22 protein-coding genes are annotated in these 20,176 nt (G+C 70.6%); 11 read left to right on the forward strand and 11 right to left on the reverse strand.

The window, feature by feature from the left end; genetic code table 11:
• Window positions 1-21: 21 nt before the first annotated feature.
• Entirely contained in the window at window positions 22-1,320 is a 1,299-nt protein-coding gene (locus ASD30_RS09025) for a hypothetical protein (RefSeq protein ID WP_056680304.1), read from the reverse strand.
• Between the two features lie 180 nt (window positions 1,321-1,500).
• Here ASD30_RS09025 and ASD30_RS09030 point away from each other — a divergent pair, with 180 nt between their 5' ends.
• From ASD30_RS09030 to ASD30_RS09075, 10 genes are all read left to right on the forward strand, one after another.
• A complete protein-coding gene (locus ASD30_RS09030; RefSeq protein ID WP_082563707.1) occupies window positions 1,501-2,247 on the forward strand; it encodes a glycosyltransferase family 2 protein in 747 nt (248 codons plus the stop codon).
• Window positions 2,244-2,900, forward strand: a complete 657-nt coding sequence (locus ASD30_RS09035; RefSeq protein WP_056680307.1) for a TIGR04282 family arsenosugar biosynthesis glycosyltransferase — start codon at window positions 2,244-2,246, stop codon at window positions 2,898-2,900. Before ASD30_RS09030 ends, ASD30_RS09035 begins: the two co-directional genes overlap by 4 nt.
• Window positions 2,897-3,550 carry a class I SAM-dependent methyltransferase gene (locus tag ASD30_RS09040; RefSeq protein ID WP_056680310.1) on the forward strand — a complete coding sequence of 218 codons (654 nt, stop codon included), beginning with the start codon at window positions 2,897-2,899 and terminating at the stop codon, window positions 3,548-3,550. The genes ASD30_RS09035 and ASD30_RS09040 overlap by 4 nt, the downstream gene beginning before the upstream one ends.
• A complete protein-coding gene (locus ASD30_RS09045) occupies window positions 3,547-4,698 on the forward strand; it encodes a molybdopterin-dependent oxidoreductase (RefSeq protein ID WP_056680312.1) in 1,152 nt (383 codons plus the stop codon). The genes ASD30_RS09040 and ASD30_RS09045 overlap by 4 nt, the downstream gene beginning before the upstream one ends.
• On the forward strand, window positions 4,695-5,192 hold the full coding sequence (locus ASD30_RS09050) for a hypothetical protein (protein ID WP_156393563.1): 498 nt from the start codon (window positions 4,695-4,697) through the stop codon (window positions 5,190-5,192). Before ASD30_RS09045 ends, ASD30_RS09050 begins: the two co-directional genes overlap by 4 nt.
• Window positions 5,167-5,859 carry a response regulator transcription factor gene (locus tag ASD30_RS09055; protein WP_056680318.1) on the forward strand — a complete coding sequence of 231 codons (693 nt, stop codon included), beginning with the start codon at window positions 5,167-5,169 and terminating at the stop codon, window positions 5,857-5,859. The genes ASD30_RS09050 and ASD30_RS09055 overlap by 26 nt, the downstream gene beginning before the upstream one ends.
• Window positions 5,856-6,998, forward strand: a complete 1,143-nt coding sequence (locus tag ASD30_RS09060) for a sensor histidine kinase (RefSeq protein WP_056680321.1) — start codon at window positions 5,856-5,858, stop codon at window positions 6,996-6,998. The genes ASD30_RS09055 and ASD30_RS09060 overlap by 4 nt, the downstream gene beginning before the upstream one ends.
• Window positions 6,999-7,094: 96 nt before the next feature.
• The gene (locus ASD30_RS09065; RefSeq protein ID WP_056680336.1) at window positions 7,095-8,528 is read left to right on the forward strand and encodes an MFS transporter; all 1,434 of its coding nucleotides are present in this window, start codon (window positions 7,095-7,097) and stop codon (window positions 8,526-8,528) included.
• On the forward strand, window positions 8,528-8,986 hold the full coding sequence (locus ASD30_RS09070; protein ID WP_200950037.1) for a hypothetical protein: 459 nt from the start codon (window positions 8,528-8,530) through the stop codon (window positions 8,984-8,986). The genes ASD30_RS09065 and ASD30_RS09070 overlap by 1 nt, the downstream gene beginning before the upstream one ends.
• Window positions 8,987-8,993: 7 nt before the next feature.
• Entirely contained in the window at window positions 8,994-9,620 is a 627-nt protein-coding gene (locus ASD30_RS09075; RefSeq protein WP_200950036.1) for a TetR/AcrR family transcriptional regulator, read from the forward strand.
• A 36-nt stretch (window positions 9,621-9,656) separates the two neighbouring features.
• Here ASD30_RS09075 and ASD30_RS09080 read toward each other — a convergent pair whose 3' ends face one another.
• Window positions 9,657-11,459, reverse strand: a complete 1,803-nt coding sequence (locus ASD30_RS09080; protein WP_200950034.1) for a chloride channel protein — start codon at window positions 11,457-11,459, stop codon at window positions 9,657-9,659.
• 40 nt (window positions 11,460-11,499) lie between these two features.
• Between ASD30_RS09080 and ASD30_RS09085 the strand changes: the two genes are divergently transcribed.
• On the forward strand, window positions 11,500-11,904 hold the full coding sequence (locus ASD30_RS09085) for a MarR family winged helix-turn-helix transcriptional regulator (RefSeq protein ID WP_056680342.1): 405 nt from the start codon (window positions 11,500-11,502) through the stop codon (window positions 11,902-11,904).
• 36 nt (window positions 11,905-11,940) lie between these two features.
• Here ASD30_RS09085 and ASD30_RS09090 read toward each other — a convergent pair whose 3' ends face one another.
• The 9 genes from ASD30_RS09090 to ASD30_RS09125 form a co-directional block, all read right to left on the reverse strand.
• The gene (locus ASD30_RS09090; RefSeq protein ID WP_056891208.1) at window positions 11,941-13,107 is read right to left on the reverse strand and encodes a PQQ-dependent sugar dehydrogenase; all 1,167 of its coding nucleotides are present in this window, start codon (window positions 13,105-13,107) and stop codon (window positions 11,941-11,943) included.
• Window positions 13,108-13,172: 65 nt separating this feature from the next.
• Window positions 13,173-13,871: a DUF6629 family protein gene (locus ASD30_RS09095; protein WP_056680348.1), complete on the reverse strand. Its 699-nt coding sequence runs from the start codon at window positions 13,869-13,871 to the stop codon at window positions 13,173-13,175.
• A gap of 320 nt (window positions 13,872-14,191) precedes the next feature.
• Window positions 14,192-14,800: a class I SAM-dependent methyltransferase gene (locus ASD30_RS09100; RefSeq protein WP_056680353.1), complete on the reverse strand. Its 609-nt coding sequence runs from the start codon at window positions 14,798-14,800 to the stop codon at window positions 14,192-14,194.
• Window positions 14,797-15,000, reverse strand: a complete 204-nt coding sequence (locus ASD30_RS09105) for a YgaP family membrane protein (RefSeq protein ID WP_030485876.1) — start codon at window positions 14,998-15,000, stop codon at window positions 14,797-14,799. Before ASD30_RS09105 ends, ASD30_RS09100 begins: the two co-directional genes overlap by 4 nt.
• Entirely contained in the window at window positions 14,997-15,164 is a 168-nt protein-coding gene (locus ASD30_RS27120) for a hypothetical protein (RefSeq protein ID WP_156388667.1), read from the reverse strand. The genes ASD30_RS09105 and ASD30_RS27120 overlap by 4 nt, the downstream gene beginning before the upstream one ends.
• Before the next feature lie 148 nt (window positions 15,165-15,312).
• Entirely contained in the window at window positions 15,313-17,478 is a 2,166-nt protein-coding gene (locus tag ASD30_RS09110; RefSeq protein ID WP_056680356.1) for an MMPL family transporter, read from the reverse strand.
• A gap of 38 nt (window positions 17,479-17,516) precedes the next feature.
• Window positions 17,517-18,341 carry a sulfite exporter TauE/SafE family protein gene (locus ASD30_RS09115; protein ID WP_056680360.1) on the reverse strand — a complete coding sequence of 275 codons (825 nt, stop codon included), beginning with the start codon at window positions 18,339-18,341 and terminating at the stop codon, window positions 17,517-17,519.
• A 1-nt stretch (window position 18,342) separates the two neighbouring features.
• A complete protein-coding gene (locus ASD30_RS09120) occupies window positions 18,343-19,833 on the reverse strand; it encodes an MBL fold metallo-hydrolase (RefSeq protein ID WP_082563708.1) in 1,491 nt (496 codons plus the stop codon).
• Between the two features lie 7 nt (window positions 19,834-19,840).
• On the reverse strand, window positions 19,841-20,143 hold the full coding sequence (locus ASD30_RS09125) for a rhodanese-like domain-containing protein (protein WP_056680363.1): 303 nt from the start codon (window positions 20,141-20,143) through the stop codon (window positions 19,841-19,843).
• Window positions 20,144-20,176: the final 33 nt, after the last annotated feature.

Raw genomic sequence — 20,176 nt, forward strand, 5'->3', positions numbered from 1 at the left:
GGCCGAACCACCCGCGAGCGGTCACCAGCCGGTGTTGACCAGGTGCGCCAACAACAGCGTCCAGCAGGCCTGCCCGACGAGTGCCGGCCCTCGCCACCGCTTCGGCAGGGCGACCACGGCCAGCGTCAGCCAGGGCATGAACGGCAGCCAGATCCGCTCCACCTCGGCCTTGCTCATCAACGACAGGTCGGCCACGACCATCGCGGCCAACGCCCCGACGACCAGGGCCAGGGGAGCCCGGGGGAGATCGCGCAGCCGGGCGAGTCCGGCGGTCGCCCACGGCCCCACAGTGGCCACCACCAGCGCGAGGTCGGCCCACAACCAGTAGCTCGCGGGGCGCAGCGACGCGACGCCGTCCCAGTAGCGCTCACGCAGCACCGTGAAGCCCTCCGGCCACCAGTAGCCGAACGGCGCCAGGGACAAGGGCACCGCCAGCGCCACCAGCGCCGTCGGCAACAGGGGCCTCCACGATCGGGCCGTGAACAGCACGGCGAGGGCGAGGCACCCGAAGAGTCCCAGCCCGTAGGAGAGCAGGACCAGGCTGCCCAACAGGAGGCCGGAGGGGACGCTCCACCACAGTGACCGGGAGGCGGCGAGGGCAAGCGCGGCCAGGCCCCAGGCCGCCACCGCCGCCATCACGGCGTCCGCACTGACGGCCAGCAGCAGGGCAGCCGGCGTCAGGACCAGGTACGGCGCCGCCCGGCGACCGACCTCATCGGCGTCGAGGGCGCGCAGCGTGACCAGCACGGCGGGCACGATCGTCGCCGCCAGCACGGTCACCACGAGCCCGGCGGCGAGGTCTCCGCCCAGCCCGATCCGGGCCAGGAACACGAAGAACAGGGTCATCCCGGGCGGATGGCCCGAGACATGCACCGGCCAGTTGTCCGCGGCGTCGAGTGGCACCCTGTCGACGAACTCGCCGAGGAAGACGGGCACGTCGTGCACCGAACGCGCGGTCTCCAGGTATTCGTTCGGTTCGCCGAGCACGCCGGAGATGCCGGACGTGCCGTCGATCGTGGCCAGGGACACCAGCCACGCCAGGGAGGCGAGGAAGGTGGCGACCGCCAGGCGGGCGAAGGGCAGGCGTTGCGCCAGGGAAGCGCCTCGGGTCACGACGAGTGCCGCGATCACGAGTGCCGGCAGCGTTCCCGGACCGACGCGTGGATCGAGCCAGCCCTGCCAGGGCGGGAAGCCCTCGGGCGCACTGAACCGCGAGTGCACCTCCCACCCGGTCAGCAACGGCGCCAGGATCGCCGCGGCGACGAGCACGAGTCCGGCGGCGAGTCCCAGCCACGGAGCGACCCCACTCGACGAGCCCACGCGGGGTGATGCCGGGCGTGACGCGTGCGCCCCTGAAGGGCGCGGTCCTGGGGCGGTTCGGGTCACAATCGCGAGTCTAGGTTCGCGAAACGGCCTCGCCCCGGGTCGGGCAGGTGACGTCATCACTTCGTAAGCAGCAGGGACGGTTCAGCGACCGCTCCGCGGCCTAGCGTCAATGACATGACTTCAACACCCTCCATCGACGTGGTGCTGCCCTGCCGTGACGAGGCACCGGCGCTGACGGCACTGTTGCCCCGCATCCCTGACGGAATGCGGGTGATCGTGGTCGACAACGGCTCCACCGACACCACCGCCGACGTGGCCCGAGACCTCGGGGCCACGGTCGTGACCGAGCCCGAGGCCGGCTACGGCGCTGCCGTTGCGGCCGGACTCGACGCGGCCACCGCCGACATCGTGGCCTTCATGGACGGCGACGGTTCCTTCGACCCGGCGGACCTCACCGAGCTCGTCGCCGACGTGGTCGCCGGACGCGTCGACCTCGCCGCGGGACGTCGACGTCCGGCAGCGAGGGGTGTCTGGCCGTGGCACGCCCGGTTCGGCAACGCGCTGATCGCGTGGTGGCTGCGCCGACGGATCGGGCTGCCGCTGAGCGACCTCGCCGCGATGCGCGTCGTGCGCCGTGAGGCACTGCTCGAACTCCACATCCAGGATCGACGGTTCGGCTACCCCGTCGAGCTCCTGCAGTCCGCGGTGCATGCCGACTGGCGGTTCTCCGAGCACGACGTCTCCTACGGGCCGCGCGCGGCCTGCACCCGCTCGAAGGTCTCCGGTTCGTTCCTCGGCACCGTGCGGACGGCGCGGGACTTCCGCCGGGTGCTCGCCGACGGCCACCACGACGGCCCCGGCGCCGGTCGAGCCGACGGCCGCCGTACGGGCGGAACCTCTCTCGACGGGAGTCGGGCATGAGGGCGCAACCGCTGGTGCTGGCCAAGGCGCCGCGTCCCGGGCTGGTGAAGACCCGACTGGCCGCCACCGTCGGCGACGACGCTGCTGCGGAGCTCGCCGCGTTGTGCCTGCTCGACACGATCGCGGCCTGCAGCGCGGCGTCCGCGCGGTGCCACCTGGCCCTGGCCGGGGACCTCGCAGGGGTGGTGCTCGAGGACGAGCTCCGCCGGTCCCTGATCGGGTGGAGGGTCTTCGCGCAGCAGGGGGACGGTCTGGCGGAGCGCATCGCGCACGCCCACGCGACGATCGCCGGACCGGTGGTGCAGGTCGGCATGGACACCCCGCAGGTCACTGCCGACGACCTCGCCGCCGCCGACGCGGCACTGGAGGACAGCCCGGCCGTCCTGGGCCACGCGGACGACGGCGGGTGGTGGCTGCTCGGGTTGCAGGACCCGTCGCGGGCCGGCGTCCTCACCGACGTCCCGATGTCGCAAGCCGACACCGGCACGCGCACGGCCCGGGCCCTGCTGGGTGCCGGCCTTCACATCGAGGTCGTACGCCGACTGCGCGACGTCGACACCGCGGAGGATGCGGAGATCGTGGCGCGGCTGGCACCGGGCACGAGGTTCGGCCGTCGCTGGCACGAACTGCCTGTCAGGAGCCCGGTCCGATGAGCACCGACGTGTCGTTCACCTCGACGTTCTCGGCATTGCTGTCCGGTCACCCCACGGTCGTGGTCGGGGTGGACAGCTCTCCGACACCGATCCCGGTCGAGCGCTGGTCGGCACCGGCCGACGAGGACGACAAGCGCATCCTGACGCTGTGCCACGGTCCCACGCTCGACATCGGGTGCGGCCCCGGCCGGATGGCGATGGCCCTTGCGGAGACGGGTCGTATCGCGCTCGGTATCGACGTCGTGGCCGAGGCTGTCGCCCAGACCCGGCGCCGTGGTGCCTCGGCGCTGCAACGCGACGTGTTCGCCGAGGTGCCGGCCGAAGGCAGATGGGGGACCGTGCTCCTGGCCGACGGCAACATCGGCATCGGCGGCGACCCGGTGGCGCTGTTCCGCCGGGCGGGGGACCTGCTCGCGCCCGGAGGCCGTGCCGTGGTCGAGGTGGCCGAGCCTGGGGTCGAGTCGCGCACCGTCTGGGCGGTCCTCGAGTCCCAGGGCGGCAAGCACCGATCGCGCCCGTTCCGTTGGGCCGTGCTCGGCGTGGACGGGCTGGCCGACGCGGCCGCAGCGAGTGACCTGGTCGTCAGCGAGGTGCACGAGATCGGCGGCCGGTGGGTGGCCGTCCTGGTGCGCGGGGAGCGCCGCTCATGAGGGCCCCGGCCGAGACCGACTTCACCTCACGGCTGAGGTCGCCTGCGGTCGCCGCCCGCATCGGTGTCTGGCTCGGCGTGTGCTTCGCCCTGGCGTTCGTGACCGGGGTGATCAGCCACTACGCCCAACTGCCGCACCCGATCGTGCCGTTGCCGACGTCGCCGTCATGGGGCTACCGGCTGACCCAGGGCCTGCACGTCGCCTCGGGCACGGCAGCGATCCCGCTGCTGCTGGTCAAGCTGTGGTGCGTCTACCCGAAGCTCTTCGCCGCACTGCCCAGGTCGTTGCGCACGGGCCTTCTCACCGCCCTCGAACGGGGCTCGATCGCCGTACTGGTGTCGGCGTCGATCTTCCAGCTGGCGACAGGCCTTGCGAACTCCGCGCAGTGGTACCCGTGGGAGTTCCCGTTCCGCAGCTCGCACTACGCGCTGGCCTGGATCGCGATCGGAGCGCTGGCCGTGCACATCGCCGTCAAGCTGCCGGTCATCCGTGAGGCCCTGGGCGCGCCCCTGGAGTCGACGGAGCTCGACCGGCCCGAAGCCTCGGTGCCCGGCGCGGTGAGTCGTCGTACGGTCCTGCGCACGACGTGGGTCAGTGCCGGCGCCGCGGTGTTGTTGACCGCAGGAGCCACGGTGCCGTGGCTGCGCCGGGTCTCGCTCTTCGCCGTGCGCACCGGGGAGGGGCCGCAGGGCGTGCCGGTCAACCGCTCGGCGCGGGCCGCTGCGATCGATCCGGCCGCGACGGGCGAGGCCTACCGGCTGGTGGTGCGCCACGGAGACCGCTCACGTGAGCTCAGCCTCGCCGACCTCAAGGCTCTCCCGCAGCGCACTGAAGACCTGCCGATCGCCTGCGTCGAGGGATGGAGTGCCGGTGCCACCTGGACCGGGGTGAGGGTCCGTGACCTCCTCGACCTCGTGGAGGCACCGTCCGACACCGAGGTACTGGTGCGGTCGCTGCAACGTCGCGGCGGCTACGCACAGTCGGTGCTCCCGGGGTCGTACGCAGACCACGACGACACGTTGCTGGCGCTCGAGCTGAACGGCGAGACGCTGGACTCCGATCACGGCTACCCGGCGCGCCTCATCGCGCCGAACCGGCCCGGGGTGCTGCAGACGAAATGGGTCAACGAGCTGGAGGTGCTCCCATGACCGCACCTCCCGTGGCTCGGCCCCTCATGATCGGCCGGGGGATGTTGGTGGCGGCCGGGGTGGCAGCAGGTGCGTGGGGCGCCTGGCTGCTGTACGACGCGACGCCGTGGGACCGCTGGCCGAACCTGCTGGTCTGGCTGGCCGGTGGCGTGCTCCTGCACGACGCCGTGCTGGCGCCGGTGGTCCTCGTGCTCGGCTGGTCCGCGGCGCGCGTCGTGCCCTGGTTCAGGAGTCCGGTCGTCGTCGGCGCCGTGTTGCTCGGTGCGCTGACCCTGGTGGCCGTGCCGGTACTCGGCGGGTGGGGTCGCCGACCCGACAACCCGACGCTGCTCGACCGCGACTACACCGCCGGCTGGTTCATGATGGCCGGCGGCATCCTGGTCGGCGTGCTCGTGGCCGCTGCCGTCGTACGATCGCGAATGACAGAGATCGGTGCCCCGGAACGGGCACCGGCAGAGGATGGTGATGATGGCGAACGTCCTGGTCGTCGATGACGACGCGACGGTTCGTGAGGTGGTGGTGAGCTACCTGCGCGCCAACAAGCACGACGTGGTCGAGGCCGCCGACGGTGAGTCTGCCGTCGAGGCCGCGATGCGGCGTACGCCGGACCTCGTCGTCCTCGACCTCATGCTGCCCGGCATCGACGGGTTCGAGGTCGCCCGGCAGCTCCGCCTGACCAGTGAGGTGCCGATCGTGATGCTGACCGCCCGGAGCAGCGAGACCGACCGGGTGGTCGGCCTCGAGCTCGGCGCCGACGACTACGTGAGCAAGCCGTTCAGCCCCCGCGAGCTGGCGCTGCGGGTCGAGTCGGTGCTGCGCCGCACCTCGGGTCGTACGCCGACCCTGCCCGACGTACTCACCGACGGTGACCTGGTGATCGACCACCCGCGCCGTCAGGTCACCCGGGCCGGTGCGCCGTTGACGCTGACCGGTCGCGAGTACGACCTGTTGCGGTTCCTGGTGGCGCACCCCGAGGTGACCTATTCGCGTGAAGAGCTCCTCGAGCTGGTCTGGGGCTGGAGCTTCGGCGACCGCTCGACCGTGACCGTGCACGTGCGCCGGGTCAGGGAGAAGGTCGAGGCCGATCCGACCCACCCGGTGCGACTGTGCACGGTGTGGGGCGTCGGCTACCTGTGGTCCGCGTCTGGAGGCGACCGATGACCGGCGACGCGTTCTGGACCATCGTGCTGGTCGCCTCTCTCTCGGCTGCGGTGGTCGGCATGCTCGGCTTCGCGGCCAGCTGGCTGGTCAGGCAGCGGTCGCTGGTCTGGCACCTCGCGATCCTTGCCCTGGTGGCGGTGCTGGCTCCGTTGGTGGGCCTGATCGCGGTGACCCGGATGATGTTCTTCTCGGGCCACGACCTTGCCGTGGCGACGTACGTCGGCATCGTCGCGGCCGTCGTGACCCTCGGAGTTGCGATCGGGCTGGGCCTGGCCATCGGACAGTGGTCGGGCGCCGTGCAGCGCAACGTCCGGCAACTCGGTGGGGACGGCGAGCTCGCACCGCCCAGCGGTGCGAAGGAGTTCCGTGACCTCAGCACCGCACTGCACGAGACCCGCCGCGAGCTGGCCACGTCGCGCGAACGCGAGCAGCTGCTCGACCAGTCGCGGCGCGACCTGGTCTCGTGGGTCTCCCACGACCTGCGCACCCCGCTGGCCGGGCTGCGGGCGATGTCGGAGGCCCTCGAGGACGGCATGGCCGCCGACCCGCAGCGCTACCTGACCCAGATCCGGCAGGACGTCGACCGGATGGCGACGATGGTCGACGACCTCTTCGAGCTGTCAAGGATCCACGCCGGCGTGCTGGTGCCGCAGCGCGAGACCGTGCTGCTGCACGACCTGGTCAGCGAGGCCATCGCCAGCCTCGACCCGGTCGCCCGCACGCGCGACGTCAGGGTGGGTGGCGCTGTCCAGGACGGCATCTGTGTCTCGGCCGACCCGGCGGCCCTCTCGAGGGCCCTCTCGAACCTGATCATGAACGCGATCCGGCACACGCCGCCCTCGGGCGAGGTGCAGGTGCGTGCCGAGCAGGTCGAGGGCGGCGTCGTGCTCAGTGTCGCGGACCAGTGCGGCGGCATCGCCGAGCACGACATGACCCAGGTCTTCGAGGTCGGTTGGCAGGGCTCGTCGGCCCGTACGCCGGACCGTGACCTGGGCGGCCGGGCCGGGCTGGGGCTGGCCATCGTGCGCGGCATCGTCGAGGCCCACGACGGGGTGGTCGGCGTCGAGAACCTCGAGTCCGCCGACGGGTGCCGGTTCCTGATCCGGCTGCCCTCGTCACCGGAGGTCGCCGCGGTCTGACGCCGGGCCATTGACGAAACTCTCTTGTTGAACACTGATGTTCGAGTTAACATCTCGAACATCAGTGTTCATCTTGCATCGGAAGGGGTTTCGGCCATGGCACACGAACCACGCACGACGGTGGCGGACGGCCCGGTGGCCGACCCTCGCCGCTGGACCATCCTGGGCTTCCTCGGAGTCGCCCAGTTCATGCTGATCATCGACGTCACGGTGGTCGCGATCGCGTTGCCACACATGGGCGCCGACCTCGGGCTCGACCGCGAGGCGACCACCTGGGTGGTCAGCGCCTACACCCTCGCCTTCGGGGGACTCATGCTGTTGGGCGGTCGCATCGCCGACCTGCTGGGATCACGCAACGTCGTGATCGCGGGACTGGCCGTGTTCACCGTCGCTTCGCTGGTCTCCGGTGTGGCGGACAGCTCGACGGCGCTGCTTGGTGGCCGGGTCGCGCAGGGAGTCGGTGCGGCGCTGCTCTCGCCGGCCGCACTCTCGGCCGTGGTCCAGCTCTTCGACGGAGAGGAGCGCAACAAGGCGCTCGGCATCTGGTCCGGACTCGGCGGGGCGGGGGCCGCGGTCGGCGTACTGCTGGGCGGCGTGCTCACCGCAGGGCCCGGCTGGCCCTGGGTGTTCTACGTCAACGTGCCGATCGGCGTCGTCGTGACCGTTGTCCTGTTGCGCGTGCTGCCTGTGGCTCCGGGTGCTGGAGCCACCGGGATGCGACGGGGGAGCCTGGACGTCATCGGCGCCGGGTTGGTCACCGCCGCCACCGGCACCGCCATCTACGCGTTGATCGGCGCCGGTGACCGGGGTTGGACCGACCGCACGACCCTGCTGCTCCTGCTGGGTGCGGTGCTGCTCTACGTGCTGTTCGGGTTGCGGCAGCGTACGGCGGCCGTGCCCCTCATGGACCTTGCGCTGCTGGCCCGTCGACCGGTGGCAGCCGGCACGTTCCTGGTGGTCAGTGCGACCTCCCTGATGGTGGCCGCCTTCTTCCTGGGCACGTTCTACCTCCAGCACCACGCCGACCTCGGAGCCCTGCTGACCGGAGTGCTGTTCCTGCCGATCGCGCTGGCCACCATGGCCGGTGCCACGGTCGCCGGGCAGCAGCTCGCCGCCGTCGGTGGCCGACTGCTCACCGCACTCGGGTTCGGCATCGCGGCGCTCGGGTTCACGGTGGCCGCCGTCGGCCTCGGCACGACGGCTGTCGTGGTCGGTCTGACCATCGGCGCCGTCGGGCTCGGGGTCCTCTTCGTCGTGGCCGCGGCCACGGCCCTCGGCCAGGTCGCTCCCCACGAGTCAGGCATCGCGTCCGGCATCGTGAGCACCTTCCACGAGTTCGGTGCCTCCCTGGGGGCCGCGGTGGTCTCGAGCGTCGCCGCGGCGAGCATCGCCGGCAGTGGCACTGACGGGTTCGTCGACGGCTTCACCCTCGGAGCCGCCGTCGCCGTGGCGGCCGGCCTCGTCGCAATGTTCCTGGTTCCGGGCCGGCCAGCCCAGGCTGCCACCGTCGCCGACGGAGGTGAGTGGTGATGACGTCGCGCGAGGTGCGCAGGTTCGCCCTGCACTACGGCGAGATGGTGCTGGCCATGGTGATCGGGATGATGGCGCTCCACCCGTTGTGGACGCTCGCAGTGTCCGGCACCGACCCACAGGGCGTGCTCCGTTCGGTGGAGGTCGACTCCCTGGCCATGGCGACCACCATGGCGGTCCCGATGGGGGCGTGGATGCGGTTCCGTGGCCACGCCTGGCGCCCGGTCCTGGAGATGAGTGGCGTGATGTACGCCGGGTTCGTCGTACTCTTCCCGTTCCTGTGGGCCGGCTTGCTCGGTGAGGACGGCGTGATGGTGCTCGGCCACGTCCTCATGTTCCTCCTCATGTTCGTGGCCATGCTCTGGCGGAGCGAGGAGTACGTCGGCACGCACGCCCACCACGGCGATGCGACACGGCTCGCAGGCTCCGGGGCCGTGGAACGCGTCGACCTAGGATGAAGGCATTGTGACGACGACCGGACAGTCTGCAGGTGCCGCGGAGAAGCGGCCGCCCCGCGCGGACGCACGACGCAACATCGCCGCGATCCTCGATGCGGCGACCGAGTGCCTGGCCCGTGATCCCGATGCGACGATCAACCAGGTCGCCAAGGCTGCAGGCGTCGGACGCGTGACCCTCTACGGGCACTTCGACTCCCGCGCGACCCTGGTCGCGGCGGTCGCCGAGCGGGCGATGGCCGAGGCGGACTCCGTGCTCAAGGACGTCGACCTCGCCGGAGATCCGGTCGCCGCACTCCAGCGCCTGATCGAGGCCACCTGGGCGGTCACCCACCGGTACGGCGCTCTGGTGGTCGCCGCCGAACGCGCCCTTCCGAGTGAGCAGGTCGACCAGGCTCACGCCGACCTGCGCGCACGGGCCGAGCGGCTGCTGAAGCGTGGCCAGCGCTCGGGGGCGTTCCGCAAGGACCTGCCCGTGTCGTGGCTGGTCACCGTGCTGCACTCGGTCACCCACGCCGCGGTGACCGCCGTACATGCCGGTGATCTCGACGCAGCTGACGGCCCGCGGATGATCAGCGCCGCGATGCTCGGCGTCACCACCCCGGCCGGGGGAGTCGTCCCCGATCCGGCTGGCTGACCCCGCGGGGGCGCGGGACCAGGGGGCCAAGGATCGTCAGGGCGTCGGCCGGAGCAGTCGGACCCTGAGCACCCGCTCGCGGTCGCGGGCCTCCTGCTGGTCACGGCGCCGTGCGGCGAGCAGCTGGGGCAGCGAGACCACGCCGACAACGACGTCGGGATCGTCGCGGTCCAGCACCGGCAAGGTGGTGATCCCGTCGACCGCCATCGTCTCGGCGACGGCACGAAGGGTCTGGTCGCTGTGGGTGTGGACGGGGTCGCGGACCAGGAGGTCGCCGATCGTGCCACCCGGTGTCCGTGCACTGCCGAGCAGCGCCCCGCGGGCAACCACGCCCGCGAACGCGCCGTCATCGGTGACCGGATAGAGCTGCTGTCGCCAGGCCGCGTGGTCGTCGGCAGGTTCCTCGAGGGCGGTGAGGGCACTGGCGATCGGCAGGTCGGGCGTGAACTCGACGATCTCACTGGTCATCACCTCGCTGACGAAGGTGATCTCGAGCGGATCGACGTCGTACTCGCGGCTGAGGTGGTAGCCGCGTCGGGCGATCTTCTCCGTCAGCACGGAACGCTTGAGGATCAGTGCCGAGGCGCCGTACGCCGTGAAGGAGCCGATCATCACCGGCAGGATCGCGTCCCACTGATGGGTCAGCTCGAGTGCGAACACGACCCCGGTGAGCGGGGAGCGCATCACGCCGCCGAGCACTCCGGCGAGCGCGACCAGCGCCCAGAAGCCGGGGCCGACCGCGGGGAAGAGGTGCGACTCGAGCGCACCGAGGGCTCCACCGATCATGAACATCGGTGCGAGCACGCCGCCGGACGTGCCCGAGCCCAGCGACAGCGACCAGACCAGGGTCTTGACGACGAGGATGCCCACGATCAGGCCCAGGCCGATCTCGCCGCTGAGCTCGGCCTCGATCACGTCGTAGCCGACACCGAGCGCCTCGGGGACGAGGAGCCCGCCCAGGCCGATCAGCACGCCACCGATCGCCGGCCACCACATCCAGTGGATCGGCAGGCGGCGGAACGCGTCCTCCGAGGCATAGACCAGGACGGTCGCGACCAAGGCGAGCAGTGCGGCGATCAGGCCGGACACCACGCACAGCGCGTAGTCGACGTCGTGCAGGTGCAGGGCGCCGGTGACCGGGAAGACCGCTCCCTCGCCGAGCAGGTGGTGTCGGAGTACGGTGCCGACCGCGACGGCTCCGGCCACGGGGACCAGGCTCCTGGGCCGGAACTCGAAGAGCAGCAGCTCTGCGGCCAGCAACAGGGCCGCGAGTGGCGAGTTGAAGGTGGCCGCCATCCCGGCCGCGGAACCGGCGACCAGCAGCGTCTTGCGTTCGTCGGCGGTCAGGTGGAGGAACTGTGCGAGCAGCGAGCCGAGCGCCCCGCCGGTCATGATGATCGGGCCCTCCGCACCGAACGGACCGCCGGTGCCGATGGCGATCGCCGATGACGTGGGCTTGAGTACGGCGACGCGGGGCTGCACCTTGCTGCCACCGAGCAGGATCGCCTCGATTGCCTCGGGCATGCCGTGGCCACGAATCTTCTCCGAGCCGTAGCGCGCCATCACGCCGATGACCAGGCCACCGACGACCGGCGCGAGCAACACGAGCCACCAGGGGTGATCCCCGCCGCCGGGCGCGACGAGCTCGGTCGAGGTGCGTTGGTAGAAGACCGCGTTGGTGATCAGGCCGATCAGCTGCAACAGGGACCACGCGGCCAGGGCGGCGACGGCGCCCACCGGCAGGGCAAGCAGGGCGATCACGACCATGCGCGGGGTGACGGTGAAGTCGCCGAGGTGGCGCACGTCCCGGACCGCGACGTTGCTGGAGGGATTGCTCATGGGGAAAAAGTATCGGAACACGACATATTAGGCTGAGGGTGTGTCAACCGATGAGCAGTACCAGCGCCTCCTGCTGTTCCGCACCACCTTGCGGCGCTTCGAGCAGTGGAGCAGGCAGGCGGCCGAGGAGCACGGGCTGACCCATGCCCAGCATCAGCTCCTGCTCGCGATCAGGGGGAGCACGACGGACGGGGGGCCGTCGATCGGCGAGGTCGCCGATGCCCTGCTGGTGCGGCACCACACTGCCAGTGAGCTGGCCGACCGTACGGCGCAGCTCGGCCTTCTGAAGCGGTCGCGCAGCACTGAGGACGCTCGCCGCGTGCAGCTCCGCCTGACCTCGTCCGGTGCTCGCGTGCTCGAGGAACTCACCGCCGTACACGTCGAGGAGCTGCGACGGCTCTCGGGACTGCTCGATCCGCTCGCCCCACCCACGTCGGGGACCTGACTGAGGTCGTTTTCACAGCGTTGGGGCCGAGGTGCCTCAGCTTCTCGGCCTGACCCGGAGCACCGCGTCGTTGCCGTCGTTGGCCGTGGTGATCAGGAGGTCGCCGTTGGGAGCGCTGGTGACCGAGCGGAGCCGTCCGAAGCTGCGCAGCGCGGACGGGATGCGGACCGACACCAACGTGCCTGCAGCGGTGAACTTCATGAACAGCACCCGCTCTGCCTTCAGTGCCGCCACGGCCAGGGTGCCGTTGTAGACACCCCATCGGCTGCCCCGCACCCTCGCGGCACCGGACGTGGCGATCGTGGGGTCGCCCGAGCGCCACCGCGCGTTGATCTGCGTGCCCGGCAGCGACTGGTCGGTCATCGGCACGCTCTCGTCGTAGCCGGGCACGGGGTTCCACCCGTAGTTGCCCCGCGTGCGCAGCCGGTTGACCTCGTCGTCGCGGTAGCTCCCGTGCTCGACGGACCACAGCGACCCGTCCGCGCGTTGGGCGAGGCCCTGCACGTTGCGGTGCCCGTAGGTCAGCACGTAGCGCCGCTTCAGGTTCGTGGACGTGAGGAAGGGGTTGGTGGGCCACGGCTTCCCGGTCATCCGGTTGAGTCGGAGCACCTTGCCGTTGAGCGAGTTGAGGTTCTGTGGGTTGGTGCCCACGGCGGCGTCACCGGTCCCGACCAGAAGGTCACCACCACGGCCGATCAGCAACCGGCAGCCGCCGTGACGCCCGGAGGTGGCCTGGATTCCCGAGAGCAGTACCCGGCTGCGGACCGCTCTGCCGTGGGTGAAGTCGAGGGTCCAGGCGACCACGCGGACGTCGTGGCGGCCGGATCCGGCATTGCCGCCCTGGCACATGTAGAAGCGGTGGTTGCGCGCGAAGCCCGGATCGATCGCCAGCGACATCAGTCCGGTCTCGCCACTGACCCACACCGAGCTCTTCGGGTAGGCGAGGCTGCGCAGTCGCCCGCGCGAGTAGAGCAGGAGCCGCCGGGTGTCCCGCTCGGTGATCAGCAGGCGTCCGCCGCCGATCGCCTTGACATCCCACGGTTGCTGGAGGTTGCGCACCTGGCGAGTCACCTGGAGCGAGGGGACCACCGCCGCCGCTCGTGGCTTGCTCTCCTCTGCGGACTGGTCGGCCGAGCCCGGGGGAGTCAGCCCCGCGAGCAGGGCGAGGAAGAGGACCACGGACAGTGCGGCGGCTCGGCGCATGACGCCCACGCTACGCCTGGCTTGTCGCGCAGGTGGCGAACGCCGGCTGAGTTCGCCACGGGCGTTCACGGCGTTCGGGCTCTGGCGCCCCTGCCTGGCCGCACTTCCACGCCCGCCTGGTCGACGGAGTCGCGGCTCGACCGGACCCGACGTAGATGCAGGTTGACCAGGACGCTCGTGACGGCGGCCCACACGCACCACAGGGAGATGACACCACCCTGGTTGAGGGCAGCCAGGCCGAGCACGACGACGAGGTTGAGCACACCGAAGAGCTGGAGTGAGCGTGCCCGGGCGAGCAGTGGTGGTCCCAGACAGGCAACGGCATAGACCGGGAGGACGTGATCGGGGATGTACTCGCCGGCGAAGTAGGTGATCTGGTGTCCGTCGACTCGACGGTCCGGAGCATCAAGTCCCAGCAGATTTCCGCAGATGGCAACCGCAGTGAGACCGGCAACCACGAAGCCGACGTCGGCCACTCGCGAGCGGCCGACTCCGAGGCGGAGGAACGCCCACGGGATCAGCAGTGGGACCACCAGCAGTGCGATGACCAGGTAGGAGTACGTCGCCACGTCGCCGGTGCACTGGCCGACCCTTCCCTGCAGCTCCCACCAGACGAGCGTCTCGATCAGTTGATGAACCCCGAAGACGACCGGCACGGCGGCCAGGGCGACCTGCCTGCGTGAGGTCACCTGGCGCAGGCAGTCGATGCCGATCCCGGTCACGACCACACCGGCGACGACATCCATCTCGGGGGAGAAGCACACGACGTGAACCTAGCAAGGGTCGCGTGGCGAACTGCGGCAGTTCACGCCCCGGACGTGGGTCGGCAGCGGGAGGAGGCTCGGCCCGCCGCCCAACTGCCGCAGTTGCCGACAGACAGAACGGCCCCCGACCTGCGTGGTGCAGGTCGGGGGCCGTCGTACGACGATCAGATGTCGTAATACTGACTGACTGACCCATGCTGACCTGCGCAAACGTCGAGATTTCCCGGCCGTTTGTACCGGGCTTGTAACAGGCTACCTCCTGCAACGGGGCACCCTGAGCGGGTGAACAGGTCTAGATTCGCCTAGATTCTGGCCACTCTCTAGTTGGTGCGCCGCGCCGTGACCCACGTGAACTGTTGCTCGGCGCCGCCGGGAGTGCGGTGCATCCGCATCTCCGCACGAGTGAGGGTGAAGGTGGGCGCGAAGAGCGCGGCGAGGTCGTCGGCCGAATGACGGGACGTCGGCAGTCCCGAGCAAGAGGTGGGTCCGTCGGGGCCGAACGTGGCCACGACCAGCAGGCCACCGGGGGAGAGGGCGCGGGCGGCCAGGTCGACGTACGCCGCTTGGTGTGCCGGTTCTGTGAGGAAGTGGAGCACGGCGCGGTCGTGCCAGGCGTCGTAGGTGCGCGCGGGCTCCCAGGCGAGGACGTCGCTGACGACGTAGGCGACCCGCCCCTCTGCGGAGCCGAGCCGCTCGCGCGTCACTGCGAGCGCCTCCTGGGAGATGTCGAGCACGGTGATGTCCTCGCGACCGTCGGCGAGGAGTGCGTCGGGGAGCCTGGACGCGCCGGCTCCGATGTCGATCACCGAGCCGGGCTGTTGGCGTAGCAGCTCCACAGAGTGGGCGGGCGTCTCTTCGAACCACGAGACCGCGTCGAGGTCGCGCGACGCGAAGACAGCATCCCAGTGGTCAGCGCTGTCGTCGCTCATCGGAAGGCGCACCCGTTGCTGACGCCGAGTCGGCGGAAGATGACGGCCGCGGGGCAGAAGCCGGTGATGGACGACTGGAGCAGGTTGAGCCCGACGAAGGCGGTCAACAGCAGCCACCACGGTGATACGAGGGCCACCAGCAGAGCGCTGAGCAGGGTCATGGTGCCGGCGAGGAGGAGCACGGCGCGGTCGAGGTTCATGCCTTGCCTCCGAAGAGGCGGCTGAAGAACCCGGTGCCGGGCTCGTGGGGGTGGCCGGCGCACCGGTCGGCGCGAGGGACGCGGGCGAGGACCTGGTCGACGTGCTGGCCGCAGCCGGCCCAGGTGGTCTTGCCGCACTTCTTACAAGTGACTGCTCGGCACATGGTGGAGCTCCTTTGGTTCGGGTGATCGTGCGGGAGGGGTGAGGGTGGTGAGTCTGGAAGGGGAGGTGTGGTCCGGACCCCCGTGGGGTCGGGCGCCCGGACCACGTGCCGCGGCGCAGGGGGATACGCCGCGGCGGTCGAGGAGCGCTCAGCCGTGCGAGAACGTGATGGTCGGCAACACACGGCGCAGCCAGGCCGGCGACCACCACGCCGCCTTGCCGGTCAGGCGCAGCATGACCGGCAGCAGCACGAGCCGCACGAGGAAGGCGTCGAGGAGCACAGCGACGCCGAGCACGATGCCCATCTCCTTGGGGGGCAGCGGGCCGGAGAGGGCGAAGGTGAAGAACACCGCGACCATGACCGCGCCGGCGGCGAAGATGACCCGTCCAGAGTGGGCGAGCGAGCCGACCATCGCGTCCTTAGGGTCGCCCGAGTGCTCGTAGTGCTCCTTGGCCGACGCGAGCAGGAAGACCGTGTAGTCCATCGCGATCGCGAAGATCATGGCGAAGAAGAACACCGGGGCCCACGCGTCGAGGAAGCCCTGACTCTCAAAGCCGAAGAAGTCAGCGCCGATGCCTTCCTGGAAGACCAGGCGGGCCACGCCAAACGCAGCAGCCGTCGACAGCAGGCTGGCCAGCGTGCCGAGCAACGAGATCAGCGGCGCCTGGAGCGCCACCAGCAACAGCAGGAACCCGAGCACGAGCACGACCCCGATCACGAGCGGCGTAGATTCGTCGAGCTGGGCCTTGAGGTCGAGGTTCTCCACCGCCGCGCCTCCGACTAGGGCGCTCGACGGCAGGTCGGCGCGCAGCCGGTCGACGGTGTCGTTGAGAGCGGGGTCGGACGGGTCGACGGTCGGCACGGCCTGGATCAGGACCAGTCCGCTGTCGTCGGCTGCCGGCATTGAGGGCATTGCTCCGGCGATGCCGGGGTCGGAGGCGAGCACGGTCTTCGCGGCGTCGGCGTCGGAGGCCTTCATCACGATCTGCAGCGTGCCGGGCGCACCTTCGCCGAACGACTCCTGGACGAGGTCGTAGCCGACGCGTGCGCTGGCGTCCTCGGGCAGGACCTTGATGGAGGGCATGGCGGTCTTGAGGCCGATGATGGGTGCGGCGAGTGCGAGCAGCACGATGAGCGCGCCCAGGCCCCAGACGAGGGGGCGCTTCCAGAGTCGCTCGCCCCATGCGGCGAACTTCGGGGAGCGGTGCTCCCCGGTCTTGACCCAGGGCAGGGACAGCTTGTTGATCTTGTGGTCGAGCTTGAACAGCACCAGCGGGAGCAGGGTGAGTGTGGCGGCCAGGACGAAGACGACCGAGAGCATGATCCCGCCGGCCATCGAGCGGAACGAGGGCGAGGGCACGAGCATCACGGCCGACAGCGAGATCAGGACGGTGGCGCCGGAGAGCAGGACGGCCTTGCCGGCGGTGTCCATGGTCTCGGCGATGGCCTGCTTGGCGGAGTTGCCCGAGCCCATGCGGGAGGCGCGGTAGCGGACGACGAGGAAAAGCGCGTAGTCGATGCCGAGCGCGAGGGCGAACATCATCGCGAAGTTCATCGCCCAGATGGAGACCGGGACGAGCTCATTGATGAGGACCAGGGAGCCGGCGGAGGCGACGAGGCCGGCGAGGGTCAGGATCAGGGGGAGGCCTGCGGCGACCAGGGCGCCGAAGGCGAGCACCAGGATCGCCATGGTGACGGGCCAGGAGACCATCTCGGACTTCAGCATGGCTTCGAGGTTGGCCTCGTTGAAGTCTGACCAGAGCAGCGAGGAGCCGGTCGGGTTGACCTGGATGCCCTCGACGGAAAGGTCCTGGAGGTCGCCCTTGACGTCGGTGGCGACCCGGACCATCTCGTTGGTGTCGGCACCCGCGCCCGCGAGGATGATCGCGGTGCTGCCGTCCTGGCTGATGGTCGCGCCGGGCATCGGCGCGATCACGTCGGCGATGCGTGGTTCGGCTTCGAGCATCCGGGTGACCTGGGCGAGGACCTCGGCGCCGGGGCCCTCGGTGACGGGTCCGTCGGTGGAGTGCACGACGACCTGGATGGCCGAGGAGGCGTTGCCGCCGAAGCTCTTTTGGGCGAGCTCGCGTGCGGCGACGGACTCCGATCCGTCGGCCTGCCAGCCGGCGCCGGACAGGTTGTGCTCGACCTGGGGGGCGAAGGCGCCCAGGCCGACGATGAGCAGCAGCCAGACGCCGGTGACGAGCTTGGCGTGGTCGGTGACCCACAGGCCGAGGCGGCCGAGGGGGCCGGGGCGGAAGCCGGGAGTGAAGTCGGGGGAGGCGCCCTTCGATCGGGCGGTGGTGGTGCTCATGAGTGTTCCGTTCGATGAGGGTTGAGCGGTGGGTGTGATCAGAGAAGGGCGGGAGCCGCCCGGGCTGCCGTGTAGACGGCGACGCCGAGGACCAGGACGGCGAAGGCGGCCTGGAGGCGGTTGGTGCCGACACGGTCGGCGAGGCGTGCCCCTACAACGGCTGCTGCCGCCGACGTTGCGGTGAGGACGGCGACGGACGTCCAGTCCGGCGCGGCGTTAGAGCCGGCCCGGACGGTCAGCGCTGCGGCGCTGGTGATGGTGATGACCACCAGTGACGTGCCGGCGGCGTACTCCATCGGCAGCGCGAGGGCGAGCAGGAGGGCGGGAACGACGAGGAAGCCGCCGCCCACGCCCAGGAAGCCGGTCAGTGCCCCGACGACGGTCGCGGTCAGCAGCACCTTGAGGGCCCGGGGGCACTGGCAGGCGAAGGTCGGGCTGAACGTGATGATCGGGTCGTCCAGGGTGGGCCGCGCGACGTGCCGAGGGTCGTCTCCGCGACGGTGGCGTAGCTGGCGCCAGGCCAGCATCCCGCCGACCAGCAGCATCAAGGCGGCGAAGGCGGCCAACAGGATGTCCTCGGGGACCCGGATGGACGCCTCCGCTCCCGCCACCGCCCCGCCGATCGCGACCAGGCCGAAGACCAGGCCGTGGCCGAGCAGCACGTTGCCGGCGCGGTGTGCGGCGATCGCCCCGATCAGGGAGGTGACGCCGACGACCACCAGCGACCCGGTCGTCGCCTGGGAGGCGGACTGATCGAGCAGGTACACCAGCACCGGCACGGCCAGGATCGAGCCGCCGCCGCCGAGTGCTCCAAGGGACAGGCCGATGAGCGCGCCGGCGGCGACGGCGAGGAGCAGTGTCATATCAGGCGTCGGGCCCGTCGGCGCCGTGGGTGGTGTCAGAGGAGTCGCCTTCGGGGCTCACCAGGTGCAGGCCGACCTTCTCGGCGTTCTCGAAGGAGTCGTCGACCGCGACCGGGGTGCGGCCGGCGGCGGCGACGAACGAGGCGGCGACCGAGGCGCGGTAGCCGCTGGCGCAGTGCACCCACACCTCACCGGTCGGCACCTCGCCGACGCGGCGGGGCAGCTCGTGGATCGGGATGTTGACCGCCCCGGCGATCGCTGCGCCCTCGTACTCGTCAGCGCGGCGCACGTCGAGCACGACGACGTCGCGGTGATGGCGCACCTGCGCCAGGTCGGCGAAGGTGGCGGTGGGAAAACTGCCGAGCTCACCGTCGGTCCAGTCCTGCGGACCGCCGGTGGCCTGGGCTGCGGGCCGGTCGATGCCGATCCGGACCAGCTCACGCTGGGCGGTGGCCACGTCCTCGGCGGTCTCGCCGAGCAGAGTCACGGCGGTGCCCCACTCGATCAGCCAGCCCAGGTAGGTCGAGAAGGCACCGTCGAGTCCGAAGTTGAACGCTCCAGGGGCATGCCCAGCGGCGAAGGCCTTGCGATTGCGCAGGTCCACCACCCACTCACCCGCGTCGATCCGGCGCCGCAGCTCGGTCGCGTCTGCCTCCTGCACCGGGGAGAGGTCGGGCGCGGAGGGACCGGCGGCGTTGGCGGGTCCCATGTGCACGTAGTACGCCGGCCAGGCACCGAGGCCGTCCAGCAACTCGCGGACGTAGGTCTCCTCGTCCTGGGTCAGGACCGGGTTCGAGCGCTTCTCCTCGCCGATCGTCGAGGCCGTGGCATCGGACTGCGTGGCCGAACAGAACGACCCGAACCCGTGAGTCGGGTAGACCTCGGCCTCGTCGGGCAGCTGCTCGGCGAGCTTGTGCGCCGATGCGTGCTGGTGACGCACCAGGGCGTCGGTGTGCTCCTCGCCGAGCAGGTCGGGTCGACCGGTGGCGCCGTAGAGCAGCGAGCCGCCGGTGAACACGGCGTACGGCTCCTCGCCGTCAGGCCCGTCGACAGAGAGCGCGTAGGACAGGTGGGTGAAGGTGTGACCGGGGGTGGCGATCGCACGGACGCGCATACGGTCGCCCACCTCGACGACCTCGCCGTCGGCGATCGAGGTGCGGTCGAAGGACACCTCGTCCTCGCCGTTGACCAGGTATGCCGCTCCGGTTGCCTGCGCGAGCGCCAGGCCACCGGTGACGTAGTCGTTGTGGATGTGGGTCTCGAAGACGTGGGTCAGTCGGACGCCGTCGGCCTCGAGCACCTCCAGCACCCGGTCGATGTCGCGCTGAGGGTCAATCACCAGGGCGGCTTCGCCGTCGTGGACCACGTAGGTGCGGTCCCCGAGCGATGAGGTCTCGAGGGTGCGGACGGTCAGTCCCTCGGCCGGCCGCTGCTGGGCCTCCTCGGTCGCCGAGGCCGGTGCGGGTGTCTCGGTGGTGGTGTCGTCAGTCATGTTCGCCTCACTTCTCAATCGGTCGCCCGGAGCGGACCCAGGCGCTGGTGCCGCCGGCGACGTTGATCGCCTCGAAGCCGTTGGCGGTCAGGACGTCGGCCATCGCGCTGCTGCGGTTGCCAGAAGCGCACACCACGTGCACCGGTCGATTCCGCTCGATCTCGCCCAGCCGGGCTGTCAGCTGACCCATCGGGATGTTGGTCGCACCTGGCACGTGACCCTCGCGGAACTCCGCAGGCTCACGGACGTCGACCACCGACGCGCCCTGATCGAGCGCCGCAGCGAGCTGGTCGATGGTGGTTTCACGCATAGAGGGGACTCCTTTGCTGGCATGTCGAACTAC

Source organism: Nocardioides sp. Root140, from assembly GCF_001426745.1.
In the GTDB taxonomy this organism is placed as follows: domain Bacteria; phylum Actinomycetota; class Actinomycetes; order Propionibacteriales; family Nocardioidaceae; genus Nocardioides.